Source organism: Streptococcus oralis subsp. dentisani (assembly GCF_003944205.1).
Classification (GTDB): domain Bacteria; phylum Bacillota; class Bacilli; order Lactobacillales; family Streptococcaceae; genus Streptococcus; species Streptococcus oralis_BH.
The window spans coordinates 268,783-284,628 of sequence record NZ_RJPH01000001.1 but is presented as its reverse complement, the minus strand read 5'-3'; the positions used below and the strand labels follow the sequence as shown (position 1 = coordinate 284,628).

Annotated in this window: 17 protein-coding genes; 7 read left to right on the top strand and 10 right to left on the bottom strand. The window is 37.0% G+C overall.

The features are described 5' to 3' along the window. Nucleotides 1–18: 18 nt before the first annotated feature. The 3 genes from D8805_RS01400 to D8805_RS01390 all read right to left on the bottom strand — a co-directional run bounded on the left by D8805_RS01400 (nucleotide 19) and on the right by D8805_RS01390 (nucleotide 2,466). A complete protein-coding gene (locus tag D8805_RS01400) occupies nucleotides 19–330 on the bottom strand; it encodes a CHY zinc finger protein (protein ID WP_125415170.1) in 312 nt (103 codons plus the stop codon). Nucleotides 331–344: 14 nt separating this feature from the next. After that, nucleotides 345–1,631 carry a peptidase U32 family protein gene (locus tag D8805_RS01395; protein ID WP_000169099.1) on the bottom strand — a complete coding sequence of 429 codons (1,287 nt, stop codon included), beginning with the start codon at nucleotides 1,629–1,631 and terminating at the stop codon, nucleotides 345–347. A 136-nt stretch (nucleotides 1,632–1,767) separates the two neighbouring features. Continuing rightward, nucleotides 1,768–2,466, bottom strand: coding sequence for a GntR family transcriptional regulator (locus D8805_RS01390; protein ID WP_125415169.1), 699 nt, complete (start codon nucleotides 2,464–2,466; stop codon nucleotides 1,768–1,770). Between the two features lie 140 nt (nucleotides 2,467–2,606). Between D8805_RS01390 and guaA the strand changes: the two genes are divergently transcribed. Next, nucleotides 2,607–4,169, top strand: coding sequence for a glutamine-hydrolyzing GMP synthase (gene guaA, locus D8805_RS01385; protein WP_125415168.1), 1,563 nt, complete (start codon nucleotides 2,607–2,609; stop codon nucleotides 4,167–4,169). Nucleotides 4,170–4,251: 82 nt separating this feature from the next. Here guaA and D8805_RS10120 read toward each other — a convergent pair whose 3' ends face one another. The 7 genes from D8805_RS10120 to D8805_RS01355 form a co-directional block, all read right to left on the bottom strand. Next, nucleotides 4,252–4,428 (bottom strand): hypothetical protein, encoded by a 177-nt coding sequence (locus D8805_RS10120; protein ID WP_185774553.1) that lies wholly within the window; start codon nucleotides 4,426–4,428, stop codon nucleotides 4,252–4,254. 93 nt (nucleotides 4,429–4,521) lie between these two features. Beyond that, nucleotides 4,522–5,712: a site-specific integrase gene (locus D8805_RS01380; RefSeq protein ID WP_049536506.1), complete on the bottom strand. Its 1,191-nt coding sequence runs from the start codon at nucleotides 5,710–5,712 to the stop codon at nucleotides 4,522–4,524. Further along, entirely contained in the window at nucleotides 5,705–5,923 is a 219-nt protein-coding gene (locus D8805_RS01375) for a DUF3173 family protein (RefSeq protein WP_049536509.1), read from the bottom strand. The genes D8805_RS01380 and D8805_RS01375 overlap by 8 nt, the downstream gene beginning before the upstream one ends. 216 nt (nucleotides 5,924–6,139) lie before the next feature. Further along, nucleotides 6,140–7,468: a Rep family protein gene (locus tag D8805_RS01370; protein ID WP_125415167.1), complete on the bottom strand. Its 1,329-nt coding sequence runs from the start codon at nucleotides 7,466–7,468 to the stop codon at nucleotides 6,140–6,142. Nucleotides 7,469–7,480: 12 nt separating this feature from the next. After that, complete coding sequence (locus tag D8805_RS01365) at nucleotides 7,481–7,852, bottom strand: hypothetical protein (protein WP_125415166.1); 372 nt, start codon at nucleotides 7,850–7,852, stop codon at nucleotides 7,481–7,483. A 135-nt stretch (nucleotides 7,853–7,987) separates the two neighbouring features. Further along, the gene (locus D8805_RS01360; RefSeq protein WP_125415165.1) at nucleotides 7,988–8,401 is read right to left on the bottom strand and encodes a hypothetical protein; all 414 of its coding nucleotides are present in this window, start codon (nucleotides 8,399–8,401) and stop codon (nucleotides 7,988–7,990) included. A 17-nt stretch (nucleotides 8,402–8,418) separates the two neighbouring features. Next, the gene (locus tag D8805_RS01355) at nucleotides 8,419–8,886 is read right to left on the bottom strand and encodes a hypothetical protein (RefSeq protein WP_061453543.1); all 468 of its coding nucleotides are present in this window, start codon (nucleotides 8,884–8,886) and stop codon (nucleotides 8,419–8,421) included. A 242-nt stretch (nucleotides 8,887–9,128) separates the two neighbouring features. On the opposite strand from D8805_RS01355, the gene D8805_RS01350 reads away from it, so the two are divergent. The 6 genes from D8805_RS01350 to D8805_RS01315 all read left to right on the top strand — a co-directional run bounded on the left by D8805_RS01350 (nucleotide 9,129) and on the right by D8805_RS01315 (nucleotide 15,831). After that, on the top strand, nucleotides 9,129–9,668 hold the full coding sequence (locus D8805_RS01350) for a helix-turn-helix domain-containing protein (RefSeq protein ID WP_119942826.1): 540 nt from the start codon (nucleotides 9,129–9,131) through the stop codon (nucleotides 9,666–9,668). A gap of 354 nt (nucleotides 9,669–10,022) precedes the next feature. Then, a complete protein-coding gene (locus tag D8805_RS01345) occupies nucleotides 10,023–10,796 on the top strand; it encodes a class I SAM-dependent methyltransferase (protein WP_084946149.1) in 774 nt (257 codons plus the stop codon). A gap of 510 nt (nucleotides 10,797–11,306) precedes the next feature. Next, nucleotides 11,307–12,080, top strand: coding sequence for an ABC transporter ATP-binding protein (locus tag D8805_RS01330; RefSeq protein WP_125415164.1), 774 nt, complete (start codon nucleotides 11,307–11,309; stop codon nucleotides 12,078–12,080). Then, a complete protein-coding gene (locus D8805_RS01325; protein WP_125415163.1) occupies nucleotides 12,070–14,124 on the top strand; it encodes an FtsX-like permease family protein in 2,055 nt (684 codons plus the stop codon). The genes D8805_RS01330 and D8805_RS01325 overlap by 11 nt, the downstream gene beginning before the upstream one ends. A 32-nt stretch (nucleotides 14,125–14,156) precedes the next feature. After that, complete coding sequence (locus D8805_RS01320) at nucleotides 14,157–14,840, top strand: response regulator transcription factor (RefSeq protein ID WP_125415162.1); 684 nt, start codon at nucleotides 14,157–14,159, stop codon at nucleotides 14,838–14,840. After that, nucleotides 14,830–15,831 (top strand): sensor histidine kinase, encoded by a 1,002-nt coding sequence (locus D8805_RS01315; RefSeq protein WP_125415161.1) that lies wholly within the window; start codon nucleotides 14,830–14,832, stop codon nucleotides 15,829–15,831. Before D8805_RS01320 ends, D8805_RS01315 begins: the two co-directional genes overlap by 11 nt. Nucleotides 15,832–15,846: the final 15 nt, after the last annotated feature.

Genomic DNA, 15,846 nt, shown 5'->3' with positions numbered 1-15,846 from the left:
ACTTGGATCTATTTTTGTCTATTTAAAATAAAATGAATGATGTTGTTTACAACCTGGATTAAATGGAGCGCTACAATAAGGACAAGCTATCTGTGTTTGGTATTCTTGAAAAGTCATTGTCCTCTTACAAACCCCACATAAGATCGGTCGATCCTCAGAAAGCGTCAAGGGATAGGGCGAAAACATATGCGTCTCCATAGCATTGTGACACTGATAGCATGCGTAGTATTTCTTGCATTCATAGCACTGGAGGGAAACGATATCTTTTTCACTATGATAGTGAACACACCTGCTTTCATCATCTACAAATAAACCATGCGCTTGAATCATTCACTTTTCCTTCTCTAGGCACGAACTGTAACACTTGTCCCGTCTTCCTTATAGAGGTTAATGAGACCTTCCTTGAGAGCGCGGACCATGTCACCTGCCTGAACAGGTTGTGGAACCTTGATTGTCAAGAGTTCCATTGGATTTGGAGCGCGGTCGATTTTATTTCCTTTAGAATCATGAAGATCTTCGATATAGGTTTCAAAATGACGGAAACCTGGGCCGTAAAACTCAACTTGGTCACCTTCGTTGATTACATTCCGTTGACGAATGGTCGCTGTTTGGGTCGCATCATCATAAGAAACGACTTCAGCGACAAACTTGTACTCAGGAATCTTACGGCGAGCACCAAATAACTGCTCATTCTCAGACGGCGTACCATAGTAGAATCCTGTTGCCAATTCACGTTGGGCAACCTTCCACATCTCATCCACCAAGTCTTGTTTGATGGCTTCAAACTTTTCAGGACTTTCAAGATAGGCATCCACAGCTGCCTTGTAGCAGTTTGTTACTGTTGAAACATAGTGAATAGACTTCATTCGACCTTCGATCTTGAGACTGTCTACACCATTTTCAATCATATCTGGGATATGGTCAATCATAGACATATCAACGGCAGACATCGAAAATTCTTCTGGGATTTCACCTTTAAGACTCTTACGTTCTTGGCCAAAGGGCATATCGTAGAGGTCGTATTTCCAACGGCAAGACTGAGAACAGCCCCCACGGTTAGCATCACGCATACTCATGTGGTTTGAAAGCGTACAGCGACCTGAATAAGAAATACACATGGCTCCATGGACAAAAGCCTCAATCTCAACATCTGTACGTTTGCGAATCTCTGCCAATTCTTCCATTGAAACTTCACGAGCCAAAACCACACGAGTTAGACCAAGTTCTTTCCAGAACTCAAGAGTTTCATAGTTTGTCGCACTGGCTTGGGTTGAAAGGTGGATTTCAAGACCTGGTGCTTCAGTTGCTGCAATCATAATCAAGGCTGGATCTGACACGATAACTGCGGCAATCCCAATGTCACGCAACTTACGGAACCATTCTCCAGCACCAGCTTCGTTTCCTTCGTGCATAACCATGTTAGCAGCCACATAGACCTTGGCACCATACTTAGCTGCGAACTGCACGCCTTCTTCCATCTGTTCAAAGGTGAAGTTTCCTGCACGGCTACGAAGACCATAGGCCTGTCCACCGATAAAGACTGCGTCTGCACCATATTGAACAGCTACTTTCAGCTTCTCTAAAGTTCCTGCAGGTGATAAAACCTCAGGACGTTTTAATGTTTTTGTCATTTTTTCTCCTATTTGCAATATAAAAGTTTGACGTTTTTCCTTCTCATTTTATAGTAAATAATAGATAAAATCAAGCCTAGACAGATTGTTTTGACAATTCTAATCTTTTCTAAAACAAAAAACTAGCCTTTCTAGACTAGTTATTTTCAAGATAAAATTCAAAGCGTTCGCCCACGTATTGACTCTTTACATACTCGAAAGCCGTCCCATCTTCAAGATAAGAGACCTGAGTCAAGGCTAAAATGGCATGCCCTTTTTCAACTTCCAGATAGTGAGCTATCTTTTCCTTAGCCAATCTCGCATAAATGGTCTGTTGGGATTTTCCAATTCGGTAGCCATGTTCCTGCAAGGTTTGAAAGAAGTGACTAGTTACCTCTTCTTTTTTGAAGTCCTTAATAAATTTCTCAGGTATAGATGCTACTTCATAGACTAACGGAACTTGATCAGCATAACGTACCCGTTCCATACGGATGATATTTTCAGTTGGTGAAATGCCTAGCTTTGCCACTTCCTGCTCGTTGGGAATGGTTCTTCTATAAGAAATGAGTTGACTGGAAGGAACTTTCCCCTGAGATTTGACAATCTCCGTAAAACTGGTTGTTCCTCGCATTTTTTCTTGGACACGAGTGCTAGAGACAAAGGTTCCACTTCCTACACGACGCTCCAAAACTCCTTCCTCAACCAAGAGGGAGATGGCTTGTCGCAAGGTCATCCGACTAACTTGAAACTGGTCAGCCAAGTCTCGTTCGCTAGGCAGTCTTTCACCTATCTTCCAACGATGCTCATCTATATCCTTTTTTATCTGATCGTGGATTTTCATATAAGCTGGTAACATGATTTTCACTTCTTTTCTATATTTTCTCTATTGTACCGTATTTGCTAATAAAAAGTCAATCTTTGCCTTGTTTAGTTGGTAATTCGTCCCTATTTGTGATAGAATATTGAAAAAGATATTTCTTTTGAGAAAGGAAAAAGATGAGCAACATTTCAACTGATTTGCAAGATGTCGAAAAAATCATCGTGCTGGACTATGGTAGCCAATACAACCAGCTGATTTCACGCCGTATCCGTGAGATTGGTGTTTTTTCAGAGCTAAAAAGTCACAAAATCTCAGCCGCAGAGGTTCGTGCGATAAACCCTGTAGGAATTATCCTCTCTGGTGGACCAAACTCTGTATATGAAGATGGTTCATTTGATATTGACCCAGAAATTTTTGAACTTGGCATTCCAATTTTGGGAATCTGCTACGGTATGCAACTTCTTACTCACAAACTTGGAGGTAAGGTTGTACCTGCGGGTGATGCTGGAAACCGCGAGTACGGTCAATCCCCACTTACTCACACTACTTCTGCCCTCTTTGAGGGTACCCCAGAAGAACAGATTGTTTTGATGAGCCATGGTGATGCAGTTACAGAGATTCCAGCTGATTTTGTTCGTACTGGAACTTCTGCTGACTGTCCTTACGCAGCTATTGAAAACCCTGACAAGTACATCTATGGTATCCAATTCCACCCAGAGGTTCGCCATTCTGTATATGGGAATGATATCCTGCGCAACTTTGCCCTTAACATCTGTAAAGCTAAGGGTGATTGGTCAATGGACAACTTTATCGATATGCAGATCAAGAAAATCCGTGAAACTGTAGGTGACAAGCGTGTTCTTCTCGGCCTATCAGGTGGTGTTGACTCTTCTGTTGTTGGAGTTCTTCTTCAAAAAGCAATCGGTGATCAATTGATCTGTATCTTTGTAGACCACGGTCTTCTCCGTAAGGGAGAGGCTGACCAAGTTATGGACATGCTTGGTGGTAAGTTTGGTTTGAATATCGTCAAAGCAGATGCTGCAAAACGCTTCCTTGACAAACTTGCTGGCGTTTCTGATCCTGAGCAAAAGCGCAAAATTATCGGTAATGAGTTTGTTTATGTCTTTGATGACGAAGCAAGCAAGCTAAAAGATGTAAAATTCCTTGCTCAGGGAACGCTTTACACTGACGTGATTGAGTCTGGTACAGATACTGCTCAAACCATCAAATCACACCACAATGTTGGTGGTCTTCCAGAAGACATGCAGTTTGAATTGATTGAACCATTGAACACTCTTTATAAAGACGAAGTCCGTGCCCTCGGTACAGAGCTTGGTATGCCAGACCACATCGTATGGCGCCAACCATTCCCAGGACCAGGTCTTGCGATTCGTGTCATGGGTGAAATCACTGAAGAAAAACTAGAAACTGTTCGTGAGTCGGATGCCATCCTTCGTGAAGAAATCGCTAAAGCTGGTCTTGACCGTGATATCTGGCAATACTTCACAGTTAATACAGGTGTTCGTTCAGTTGGTGTTATGGGTGACGGTCGTACTTACGACTACACAATCGCCATTCGTGCCATCACTTCTATCGATGGTATGACAGCTGATTTTGCCAAGATCCCTTGGGAAGTCCTTCAAAAAATCTCTGTACGTATCGTAAACGAAGTAGACCACGTTAACCGTATCGTCTACGACATTACAAGTAAACCACCTGCAACCGTTGAGTGGGAATAGAGTTAATGAGCTAAAAAAGCCCTAGAAATCAATATTTCTAAGGCTTTTTATTTTGCTTTAACAACAATTTAACAACAAAAAACTATTTTTCAGTATTTAAACCTAATATCTTTTTAACCCTTTTGGTACTTTCTATATACATACCTTTCTTAGAGTCGCTAACAATTCTAGAATAATCTTCATTATCTTCACGCAATTCATAAACACGGTAAAAATCATTATTATATTCAAACTCACCAATAACATTTTCTTTTTTCATTATACTGCTCCCTTGTATATGAATTATAACTAATAATACGGTAAACTTCAATAGTTTACCGTAGGAATCTAAAGTTTAATCGGACAGACTTCGCTAGTCAGACAAAACTTTAGATTGAAAATTTTTAGTATGCTGATTGCCATTAAATTTACTTTTTCTAATATTATTATCACTCACCACTACTTTCCCAGTCATTCTAGTAGCTACTTCTTTCATAGCATTTGGTCTTAAATGAGAGTACGTTCCAAGTGTTGTCTTAATATCAGCATGTCCTAGACGATTTTGCATTTCTAAATCATTCATTCCTAGAGAGAGCATAAAGCTGGCATGAGAGTGCCTTAAATCGTGGATCCTTATTGATTTTATTTTTGCGTAATCACTATGAGATTTTAGAACACGTTTAAGAGTTGATTTTACCAACGGACTATCTGCTATGGAAAATACAAATTTACATTCTCCTATCTGAGATTGTGCTTTCTTCCAATATTTCAAATGTTCTAATGTATCATCATCAAGATACAAAAGTCTTACACCTGATATAGATTTTGTATCAGTAAGATACCACTCTTTTTGGCTTTTATAATACATTGAACAGTCTATTAAAACTGTACCTTTTTCAAAATCTATTTTCGACCATTCAACTGCTTGTAATTCACTTGTTCTAACTCCAGTCATAAAGAAAAACCAAAATGTAGTAAAGTACAATAATTCATAGATATTAGATTTATCAAATGTACTAATGAATAGCTGAAATTCTTCCACCGTCCAAAAATCAACTTTAGGGCGGTCTTTTTTTACGTTTCCTACCGTCTTAGCAACATTATTTGACAACATACCCAATTTAACTGCTAAATCAAAAACTTGTTGTAATATTTGATGAACAGAACGAATATAATTATTAGACAATCCCTCTATAAACATTGCATTTTGCCACTGCTTTACATGAGGTGCTTGAATATCTGATAACTTCATATTTTCAAAATATGACAGTCTTTTAAATTTAGATTGTGTCATATCAAAAGTACGTTTTCTTACTTGACTTTTATAATCTGGTATAAAATAGTCATCAAGAAACTTTTTAAAAGTCATTGTGCTATTAACGGTTATAGAACCTTTACCAAAGTCAGCAAGCATACGTAAGCGCCACTCTTGAGCTTCCTTTTGCGTTTTAAAGCCATTTTTAAACTTTTGTATTCTTTTACCAGTCTGAACATCAAAACCTAGAGAAACAGTTGCTCTATACGTTCCATTCCCCATAGGATAGATACTAGATATTTTAGGCATCTTCTTTTACTTCCAAATCTACTAGACTAGCTTCATCTATTTTCACACCCAAAATTTCTTCTACCGTTTCAAGTGGTACACGTCCTAAACCTTTACTTTCATACCAAGTTAAACCTTGACTAGCTAATTTTGCTTTAGCCTGTTTTACTAACATCATAGCTTGCCAACTTGAAAATCCTAATTTCATTAAATCTTTTTTTACAACAAACATACTATTTTCCCTTTCTTTATGTTATAATTATTTTGTTTTTTTATTTTGATGTGTGATTGATTTTCACGCATCTTTTTTTTGCATCTAGTCCATAAATCCCTATCATTCAGGAACATATAGATGTTATCTATTTCTTGCCTTACTGGTATACACTTCCCAAAGCGTACTATACGAAAGTCAGTATTTAACCTTTCATCAAAGAACATCACAATTTTTTTAGTCATTTGTCACGTCCTTTGCTTTCTTTGGCAATATTCTAGGATAGATACAATCTTCAAGCAATTTACGAATAAAATCGTCCTTATCTTGCGAACTAAACAAATCTTCATAGTCAAAGTTCAAAACGACGCTAGAGCCATCAGGACGTTGATAATGCCCATTTTCTCTATTCTCTCGGACTTCTGAAACACTATAAAATCTTTCTTCCATTCCATGTTTTCTAGCGATTTCAGAAGAGTAATTGACACGTCTTAAATACTGGTTTATATCTTCTTCCTGAATTTGTCCGAAAAATTGTTTAGGAGACATATAAGCCGACATAATAACCAATCTCGGGACTACTAGCTTATTTCGATAGCGTGCAGACATTCTAGCCGAGTTGATTGGATCGAATAACTTCAACCAATCCGCAGGAGCTAGGCTATCCTCTCGCAAGTCATCTAAAATAAGGATTTCCTCTCCTGAGTAATTGTCAAATGGATTTTTTGAGCTTGCAGAATATGAGCCACCTCTTAAACCTGCATTTTCAAGCGCTCCTTGCACCTCTAAAGCAATATCTCTAGCAAGTGTAGACTTACCAATCCCAGGCTTCCCTTGGATATATAAGACAGTCAAATCATACTCCCCATTTTGCAAGGCTTCCAAGCGTAGAACACTTTCACGTTCTCCGAAAATATCAAAGCCCTCAAGGAATTTCTGGCGATTGTTTGCCATCAGATAATACAAATTATCGTCTTTCATAATATCAAAATATGTAAGTTCTCCCTTGTAAACTTTAGACAATACCAAATCTAAACTTTCATCAGATTTCTCACGCTTTTTCGTGGCTGCATACTTCTCAAAATCTTCTTTATTCTGATTGATGAAAGCTTCATAATCAAGCGTATGAAATGTTTCCACATCACTAGCAGGATACTGATATTTATCTTTATCCTTAGCATGGATAAGATATGCTAAAGCATTGATTCGTGTTAGGTGTCTTCCTCCTCTTGATTTTGGAGTTTCTACACGTTCTTTTTCTACTCCAAGAGCCAAGGCAACTTTTGACAAATCCATCAATTTTGGAAAATCAATATATCCATGAATATGAGGTTCAACCAATTTTGTCCCATAGGAAATATCTTTATCATGAACGATAAAAGCGACTTCCACAAATTCCTCTTCTTCAACTAATTCACGGATACGATCAAAGATTAATCTGAAAATCTTTGTCTTATTCTCTTCCCAATTTTCAAGCAATTTCTTATCTGATACAGCCCAATCCCAAAAGTCTGGCTTCAGTTGTTGCTCAAATAAGAAACGTCTGTTTCTAATTCTTTTAGTCATTCTTTCTCCTTTTCAATTCATGAAAGGTTTTTGCATATTATTTCTATGTTTTTGTTTTTTCATTACATTGTTTTGGATATATGCTTCATTTTTTCGAGCATATATCCATGCATATATCCACACATGTATCCAAGAAAACCCCTTAATTTTTTGGCATTTTTGTTTCCCTAACGCTACGCTGACACCTTCGGTAATGTCCACGGAAAGCTTGCCAATCAAGGGATTACCCTTGGTTTGCACCATTCTATCGTCAAGTCCTAGAATGGCGCCCGCGCATAGGTTTTGGAAATATGGATATATACTTCCCCAAAAAACTCTTGTGACTAAAATTTCTGCATATTTAGGTAGCTTGATTGCATTGCCCTGTCGGAACAAGTCAGCCAACTAGATGCCCGCTGATACCCGCAACCGCTCAGGGCGAACCGCCCTTTTTGCGGTTGCTATCAGCTACTAGTTAGCTCACTTGTAAACCGACAGGAGCAAGGCGGCCAGCTCCCATCATACACAGAAATTTTAGACCTACATAGCAAGTTTTAGCCCAGAGGCTACTAGTTTGACGGCTTTATATCCTGCATTTCTACCCTCAACCCAGTCCGCTTTGACCTGCACATCTAGCAACTCAACGAATAGAGAGCCACCAAACTCAATGGTTTCTTCAATTTCCTCGAAACTGCCATGAACTTCAATCTTGATGGACTTAACGTCCTCTTGGTCAATTAACCCATCATTTACGGCTTTAGCGGTTCGCTCATCAATTCCCTCCAAAATATAATGGCTTAAAATGTCCGTCTGTTTACCGTCTTTGAACTTCTTACTTGGTCGAGCTTTGGAAAAATCTACTTGAATTTTCTTAGGAATATCAAATTGAGAGCTTTCAAGAGCTACTTCTTTAAGTGAAAGCGGTGATGTTAGTTTAATTTTTTTGTTTGCCATTTTTTATATTTCCTTTTCTATTTTTTCAATTTTGAGAAGAACCCTTTTGCCTGTTTTTCTTCCAAGGCTTCAAGTCGTTCTTCTAGCTTTTTTAATGTTTTTAAATCCATTTCTAATGAAATCAGTTTAAAATTCACATCTTTATTCTTTATTTTTTGATTTTCTTGAAATTTTTTTAACTCAGCCACGTCTTGTTTAAGTGCCCTTTCTTCGGCACTTTTTAGATCGCCCCATACAGCAGTTACAGCTTCAGTCATATTTTTTGTTTCATCAATTCGCTTAGAAAGTTTGATAAACTTTTCAAATTCTTCTTCAGTAAATTGATAATGGTCTTTTACGTGCTTATGTGTGACCTTTATTTTGACTTTCTTAAACTCGTAACCTGATAAGCGTTCAATACTTATCCGCCATTTTTTAACAGCACTATAGGACTTGCCAGTGGCTTCCATGATGTCTTCATACTCGTAATAATCTTTATAGGCCATCTCCTTTCCTCTTTTCCGTATATATGATATAATTTAGATAGATTTATTTTATTGAGTCTTTGAGGATTTTTCTTCAAAGACTTTTTTATACAATCATAGACAGTTACCCCCAATTCTTGCCAAACATAGTATAGTTTGATATAATTAGTCTTAATAGGACTAATTATATTTTAGTCCAAATAAGACTAATTGTCAACAAAAAAATAGTCTTATTTGGAATTTTTTTGAAAGTAGGTATTTATATGTTAGATTTTCCAAACAGATTAAAAGAAAAACGAAAAAATAAAGGATATACCCAAGAACAAATGTCTAAACTGTTAGATATTGGGCAGAGTGCCTATGCCAAGTGGGAAAACGGTCGGACTGAACCCACTCTCGAAAATATAGTAAAACTATCAAAAATACTAGATACTACAACAGATGAACTATTAGGTAGGAATATAAATTTTGGAGATACAATTTTAAACAAGAAATATAAATATGATTTAAGTGTCCTAAAAGAGTCCGATATTCAAAATCTTTATGATTTAAAAATCACATTAGCATTTGATTTACTAGATGAATCTTTAAATCCAACAAAACTTAAAGAAATACTGATGGAGAAAAATAAACTTAATAAAGAAGAAGAGTCAATTTTAGATACTATACTAGCTGAAGCAAAAGAATTTGCTGATGATGTTAACGAATTTTACAAATTCAAAAAGTCTAATAAAAAATTCAAATGGCCTTGGCAAAAAAATAACAACAATTTAACAACAAAAGACTCAAATAATATCAAATAGTACTCATTGATTGTATTATCAATCACTATTAAATCAACTATCCTAAATAGTCAATATCTGACTTTTAGTGAGTGGGAATAGAGTTAATAAGTTAAAAAGCCCTAGAAATCAATATTTCTAAGGCTTTTTATTTTGCATTAACAACAAATACTAAAATTCTTCCTCTAAACTATACTCAGCTTTTATACGTTGGAGAATATGTGGTAAACTGAGTCATAGTAATAAATCTCTTTCTAGTAATGTGTTATAACTCTACTATAACGGATTTATTCCTTTTTGTATTTATACAACTTATTTTACGCTACCTTTATTTTTGTGATATAATGTCAAATTATAAAGTTGAGGTAATTTAAAATGATTAATAGAGTAATTGAACAATATGAAAAACAAGATAATCTTGACATTAGAGTAAAACTACATAAGAAGTATTCAAAAAATAAATTGGGCTTTAATAATTGGATTTTTTCTAACTACCAAATTACTGATGAAATTAACGTTCTAGAATTGGGATGCGGCACAGGAGAACTGTGGAAAAGTAATCTTGATTCTATAGACAAGATGAAGCAATTGGTAATTACGGATTTTTCTAGTGACATGGTAGAAACTACTAGGGCAGTGATTGGAAATAGAGACAATGTCAACTATGAAATAATGGATATCCAAAATGTTTCTTTTGAGAAAGAAACATTTGATATTGTTATTGCTAATATGCTTCTACATCATGTAAATGACATTCCTAAAGCTCTCTCTGAAGTGAATAGAGTTTTAAAAAACGGGGGCATTTTTTATTGTGCTACATTTGGTGAAAATGGAGTTGTAGATTATTTGGCAAGCTTATTTAAAGATGAAGTTGTTCAAGATTTAGAAAATAAAACTTTTACTTTACAAAATGGAAAGACTTATTTAAATAGGCATTTTGACACTGTGGAAAAATTAATTTATGATGACGAGCTACAGGTAACAAGTATAGACGATCTAGTTCAATATATTCAATCATTGAAAGGAATTTCAGAAATAGGTTCACTAGAAGAGGGAATTATTCGTAAAAGATTGGAAAGGGAGTTTAATAATGGTGTGTTAATCATTCCTAAAGAATATGGTATGTTTATAGCTCGAAAAGAAAATTAAGGGAACTAAATTATGAAACATTACAGAGAACTTTTCGATATTTTAGAAAATTAATCGAATATTCTTTAAGCATGCTATAGCTTATTCTATATCAAAATCTCAACTTTTTAGATTTGAAAGGGAGAAAATGAAATTTCTATTTCAACATTTTTTGAATTATTAGGAATCAAAAGTTTAATCAGATTGACCTCATTAGTCAGATAAAACTTTAGATCGAATCTTTTTAATATACTGATTGTAATTAAATTTACTCTTTCTAATATTATTATCACTCACCACTACTTTTCCAGCCATTCTGGTTACTTCTTCTCTCATAGCATTTGCTTTTAAATTGGAGTATCTTCCGAGACTCCCTTTTTAAATCCCTAAAACTATGATATAATATAGTAAGTATAAGTCCAATAACCTGACTATAAAAGTCAGCGATAAAGATTCCTTACATCATCCGTAAGTGTTATTCTACTCTGATTCATACTATAATGAAAGTAACAAAAGATGGAGGTGTTTCACATGGAAACTATTTTACGAGTAGAATCATTAAAAAAGCATTATGGAAAAGAGCCGAATATCACCAAGGCCTTGAACGGTATATCTTTTAAAGTTGTCAAAGGTGAGTTCTTAGGGATTATGGGGAGCAGTGGTTCTGGGAAAACAACCCTTCTTAACTGTCTCGCCACAATCATCAAGCCAACTGACGGCTCTATTCAAATGCAAGAAAAAGATTTAGGTCAGTTAAAAGGTAGTCAGTTAGCTGATTATCGTGGTAAGGAAATTGGCTACCTCTTTCAGAATTTTGAGCTTTTGGACAATCTGACAGCCAAAGAAAATATTTTACTTCCCTTGTCTTTGCACAAGATCGATGCCAACGAAAGCAAGGTTCGATTAGAATTGCTTTCCCAATATCTGGATATTTCTGAACTTCTGGATAAGTTCCCATCTCAATTATCGGGTGGTCAACGGCAAAGGGTAGCTGCTGCGCGTGCCTTGATTTTAGACCCTAAGATTGTATTTGCGGATGAGCCCACAGGTGCTTTGGATTCAAAAAATGCAACTATTTTGATGCAAAAACTATCCGAAATGAATCAAGTGGAAGAAACCACCATTCTCATGGTGACCCACGATTCAGTTGCAGCCAGCTTTTGCAACCGCATCTTGTTTATCCAAGACGGAAAACTATTCCATGAAATCCGACGCGATTATCCAAGAGAAAGTCAGGAAGATTTTTACCACAGAATACTAAAGGTCATGGCTGCACTGGCTGGAGGTGATGGCAATGTTTTCTAAATTAGTTTCAAGAAACAGCAAGAGGGATCGAAAGAATAATGGTTTGTACTTCAGTTCCATGGTTCTTTCTATCATCTCCTTTTACATCATCCTTTCTTTATCTCATCAAGATGTGATGGTATTTCTAAAACAAATAGAGAGTCATGCTGTAGATAAACTTTTTAGCATGATTCCCATTCTTTATGTAGCAACGCTCTTTATTCTCTTTTTTCTAGTCTACTTCGCAAGTAGTATGCAGATGGAAAGGAGAAAACATGAATTTGGGGTTTACCTCACACTGGGGATGCGTAGAGGTAAACTGTTCTTACTGCTCCTGCTCGAGGATTTGAGAAACAGCGTCCTTGCCCTTGGAATAGGCCTTCCTATTTCCATCTTGATTTCAGAACTAATCAGCCTAATAACCGCTAAAATTGTGGGACTAGGGATTATTGAACATCAATTTTCTCTATCTACCACAGCTCTACTCTATACAGTCATCGGCTTCCTAGCCGTCAAATTAGCTGTTTTTGTCCTTTTAAGTGCAAAGACGGCCAATAAGGAAATCGGAAACTTGCTCGCCTATTCACCTTCTGGGATGAAGAAACTACTCCCCAAGGGTGTGTACCTTCTTGCTTCCGTCCTCGGAATTTTGCTTCTTGGAACAGCCTATTACTTAGGTATGAGCGGACGAGCTTGGGAGAGTGTCATAACCATGGGCATCACCGTTCTCTTAGGTACTCTGGGAACCATCCTCCTCTTCTTTGGTATGCGTTTGTTTATAGACTTTTTGGTCAAGCTTGGAAACAATCGAAAACTTCATGCCTATAATTTTAGACAGATTCAGGAATTAGTTATCCAGCGCTCAACTATACTGGCCATCTGCTCACTCTTAATTTTCTCTGCCTTGTGCCTGTTTGGAGCAGGTGTTTCCATTGCAAGTGGCAATTCAGGCAATCAAACTCACGTATTGGATTATACATTTAGAGATAGCAAACAGGAAACAGATGAAAATCTTGATGTAAATACAGTTAAAAAAGAGCTTGAAGCTGCTGGACTAGCATCACAGTTTTCAAAGATTCTGCAAATCAAGGTAGGCAAACCGAAAGAACACGAGTCCGTGTCCTTCGAAGAGGTCATCAAGGAGTTGAAAAAGCAAAAAGGCAGCAAGAACAAGGAAATTTTGCTCCATAAATTTAAACAGTCTACTAATTCCCACCTCATGCCAATTTCCGAATACAATGAACTTAGAAAGGCTGCCAATCTCCCTCCTCTAGAATTAACTAGCAAGGAAGCCTACTTGTATATGGGGAAAGATTTTCTCCCAGATGAAAGTCTCGTCAACTCTGTTCTGAAGACGAAGCCTCAAATCAAAGTCATGGAAAATGATGTAAAATTGATTGGAGAAGTGGAGTCTTTGCCAATCGTAACGGATCGTGAAATAACCCTCTCTGTTGCCCTCATAGTCCCAGATGAGACCTTTATGAGCTATACAGACGGTCACTATTCGAACTATGTCAGCGGTATCTTGGCTCCTGAGCTAGTCAAGGAAAAAGGCTTGATGAGAGCTATCTCAGATACCAATGAAAAGCTAAATCAAACCTCTCTTGGCTATGAAAGCTATATACAAAATATGGGAAGACAATTATTTTACATTATCTCTGCCAGCTATATCACTATCTATCTGGCTATCATCTTCCTTGTTGTGGCAAATACAATCATTGGCGTTCAGTTTTTGATGGGACAAAGACAATCCTACAGACGATACCAAACCTTGATCCATCTCGGAGCCAACTACGAAACTCTTTGTAAATCTTCAGAAAAGCAAATCAATTGGTATTTCGGTCTGCCAATAGCCCTTGCACTTATCAGTAGTAGCTTCGGAGTGGGCTCCCTCCTCACAGGAATAGTACCAGCCAGTGCAAGAATGGTCATGGGGCAGAAATTTATCACAGCCATGCTGATAGTACTGCTCTTAGCAGGCTTTGAAGTCATCTATATCAGAATTGTAAAGAAAAATAGCAACAAGTACTTGTTGTCCTTAATGGAACCCAAAAGAGATGAATAAGGTAGAATAAAATAGGAAAAGGAGGAATCGATATGAAGCATATTCTGGTTATTGAAGATGAAGCCTTGATTCGAGATGAAATTGTTATTTTGTTAGAGAAAACGGGTTATCAAGTTGATAAGTTGACTGACTTCAAAGATACAAGCCAGCAAGTACTGCAATACGATACGGATCTAATCATACTGGATTTGAATTTACCGGGAGAAACAGGTTTTCAAATTTGTAAAAATCTCAAGTCAAAACGCTCTGTGCCCATATTGGTTCTCACCTCCCGTGAACAACTAAAAGATGAGATCTACGCCCTAAAATTAGGGGCAGACGAGTACTTAACAAAACCTTTCAAAAAAGAAAGATTCTTGGCTCGTATAGAAAACATCTTGAAACGCTATGAAGGTAGACAAAATTTGCTTGAAAAAGATAATTTCCTGCTGGATAGAAATACCTATACCCTTTATATCAACGGACATTCGATTTTACTCCCACAAAATCAAGGGAAATTGTTAGAAACCTTATTAGTGGCAACTGATTCTGTCGTCACTAAAGAAGAACTAAGTATGAAACTATGGAACACAACTGAGTTCATCGATGAGAATGCCCTTCAAGTAAATATTGCAAGGCTGAAAAAAGTGATGAAGCAGGCTGGCATTGCCCTTCAAGTCAAATCCGTCAGAGGTATTGGTTACAAGCTAGAAGAGGTAAGCCCAGATGAAACATAATCTAAAATATCTAGCTAGTTATCTGCCTTGGTTACTTGTTCTCTTAGCATTTGATCTATTTACAGCTGTCCTGCTTTGGCTTTCAGATGTGAGAATGTTTCAAGCCCTCATCCTTCTCTATATTTTAGCCACCGTCCTGCTCTTTTTCATCCTATCATTCCTACTTATAAGAAAAGAAAGAAAAAAATCCGCTGCCTATAAAGCCTTTATAGCCAATCCCAAGACGGATACTGAACTTGAATTATTGCATTTATCAAGTGCCTCAGAGAAAGAAAGCATTGAACAAATGGCAGATACACTTTATCAAAAGCAGGTTGAAATAGGAAAGCTCAACTCATTACTAGCCGAGTACGAGGACTATGTTGAAAAATGGGCGCATGAGATTAAACTCCCTCTATCGCTTCTTTCCCTCCTTTTGGACAACCAAAGTGACCAGTTACCTGAAGATACAGCATTTAAGTTGGACTATGTGAAGAATCAAATCCAAGGAAATGTATCACAAATCCTATTCTATTACAGGGTGAAAAGTGAGAAAAATGATTTTCTATTTGAAGATCTTGATCTAGAAGAATGTATCCAAGATCTCTTGGAAAATTTTGATCCCTTACTCAAGGAAAAGAATTTTACGATTCAGCTAGAAAACATACAAGGAATCTGCTACACTGATCAACGCAGTTTTGAATTTATCCTCTCTCAAATCCTCGCCAACGCCCTTAAATATAGCTCTGACAAGCCCAAACTCAGTATTTCTATATCAAAGGACAAGGGGCGCACAAGTCTGATTATTGGGGATAATGGCTGCGGAGTTAAAGCTTGCGACCTCCCTCATATCTTTGAAAAAGGATTTACAGGAGACTCGGGAGACACAAGGAAAAAATCAACAGGTATGGGCCTCTATCTGGCCAAACAATTAGCAAATGCTTTAAAAATCGACATCACAGTAAAATCCGAATGGATGCAAGGATTTGAAATTACTCTTTCCATTTCGTAATTTTTCGATTAAGAA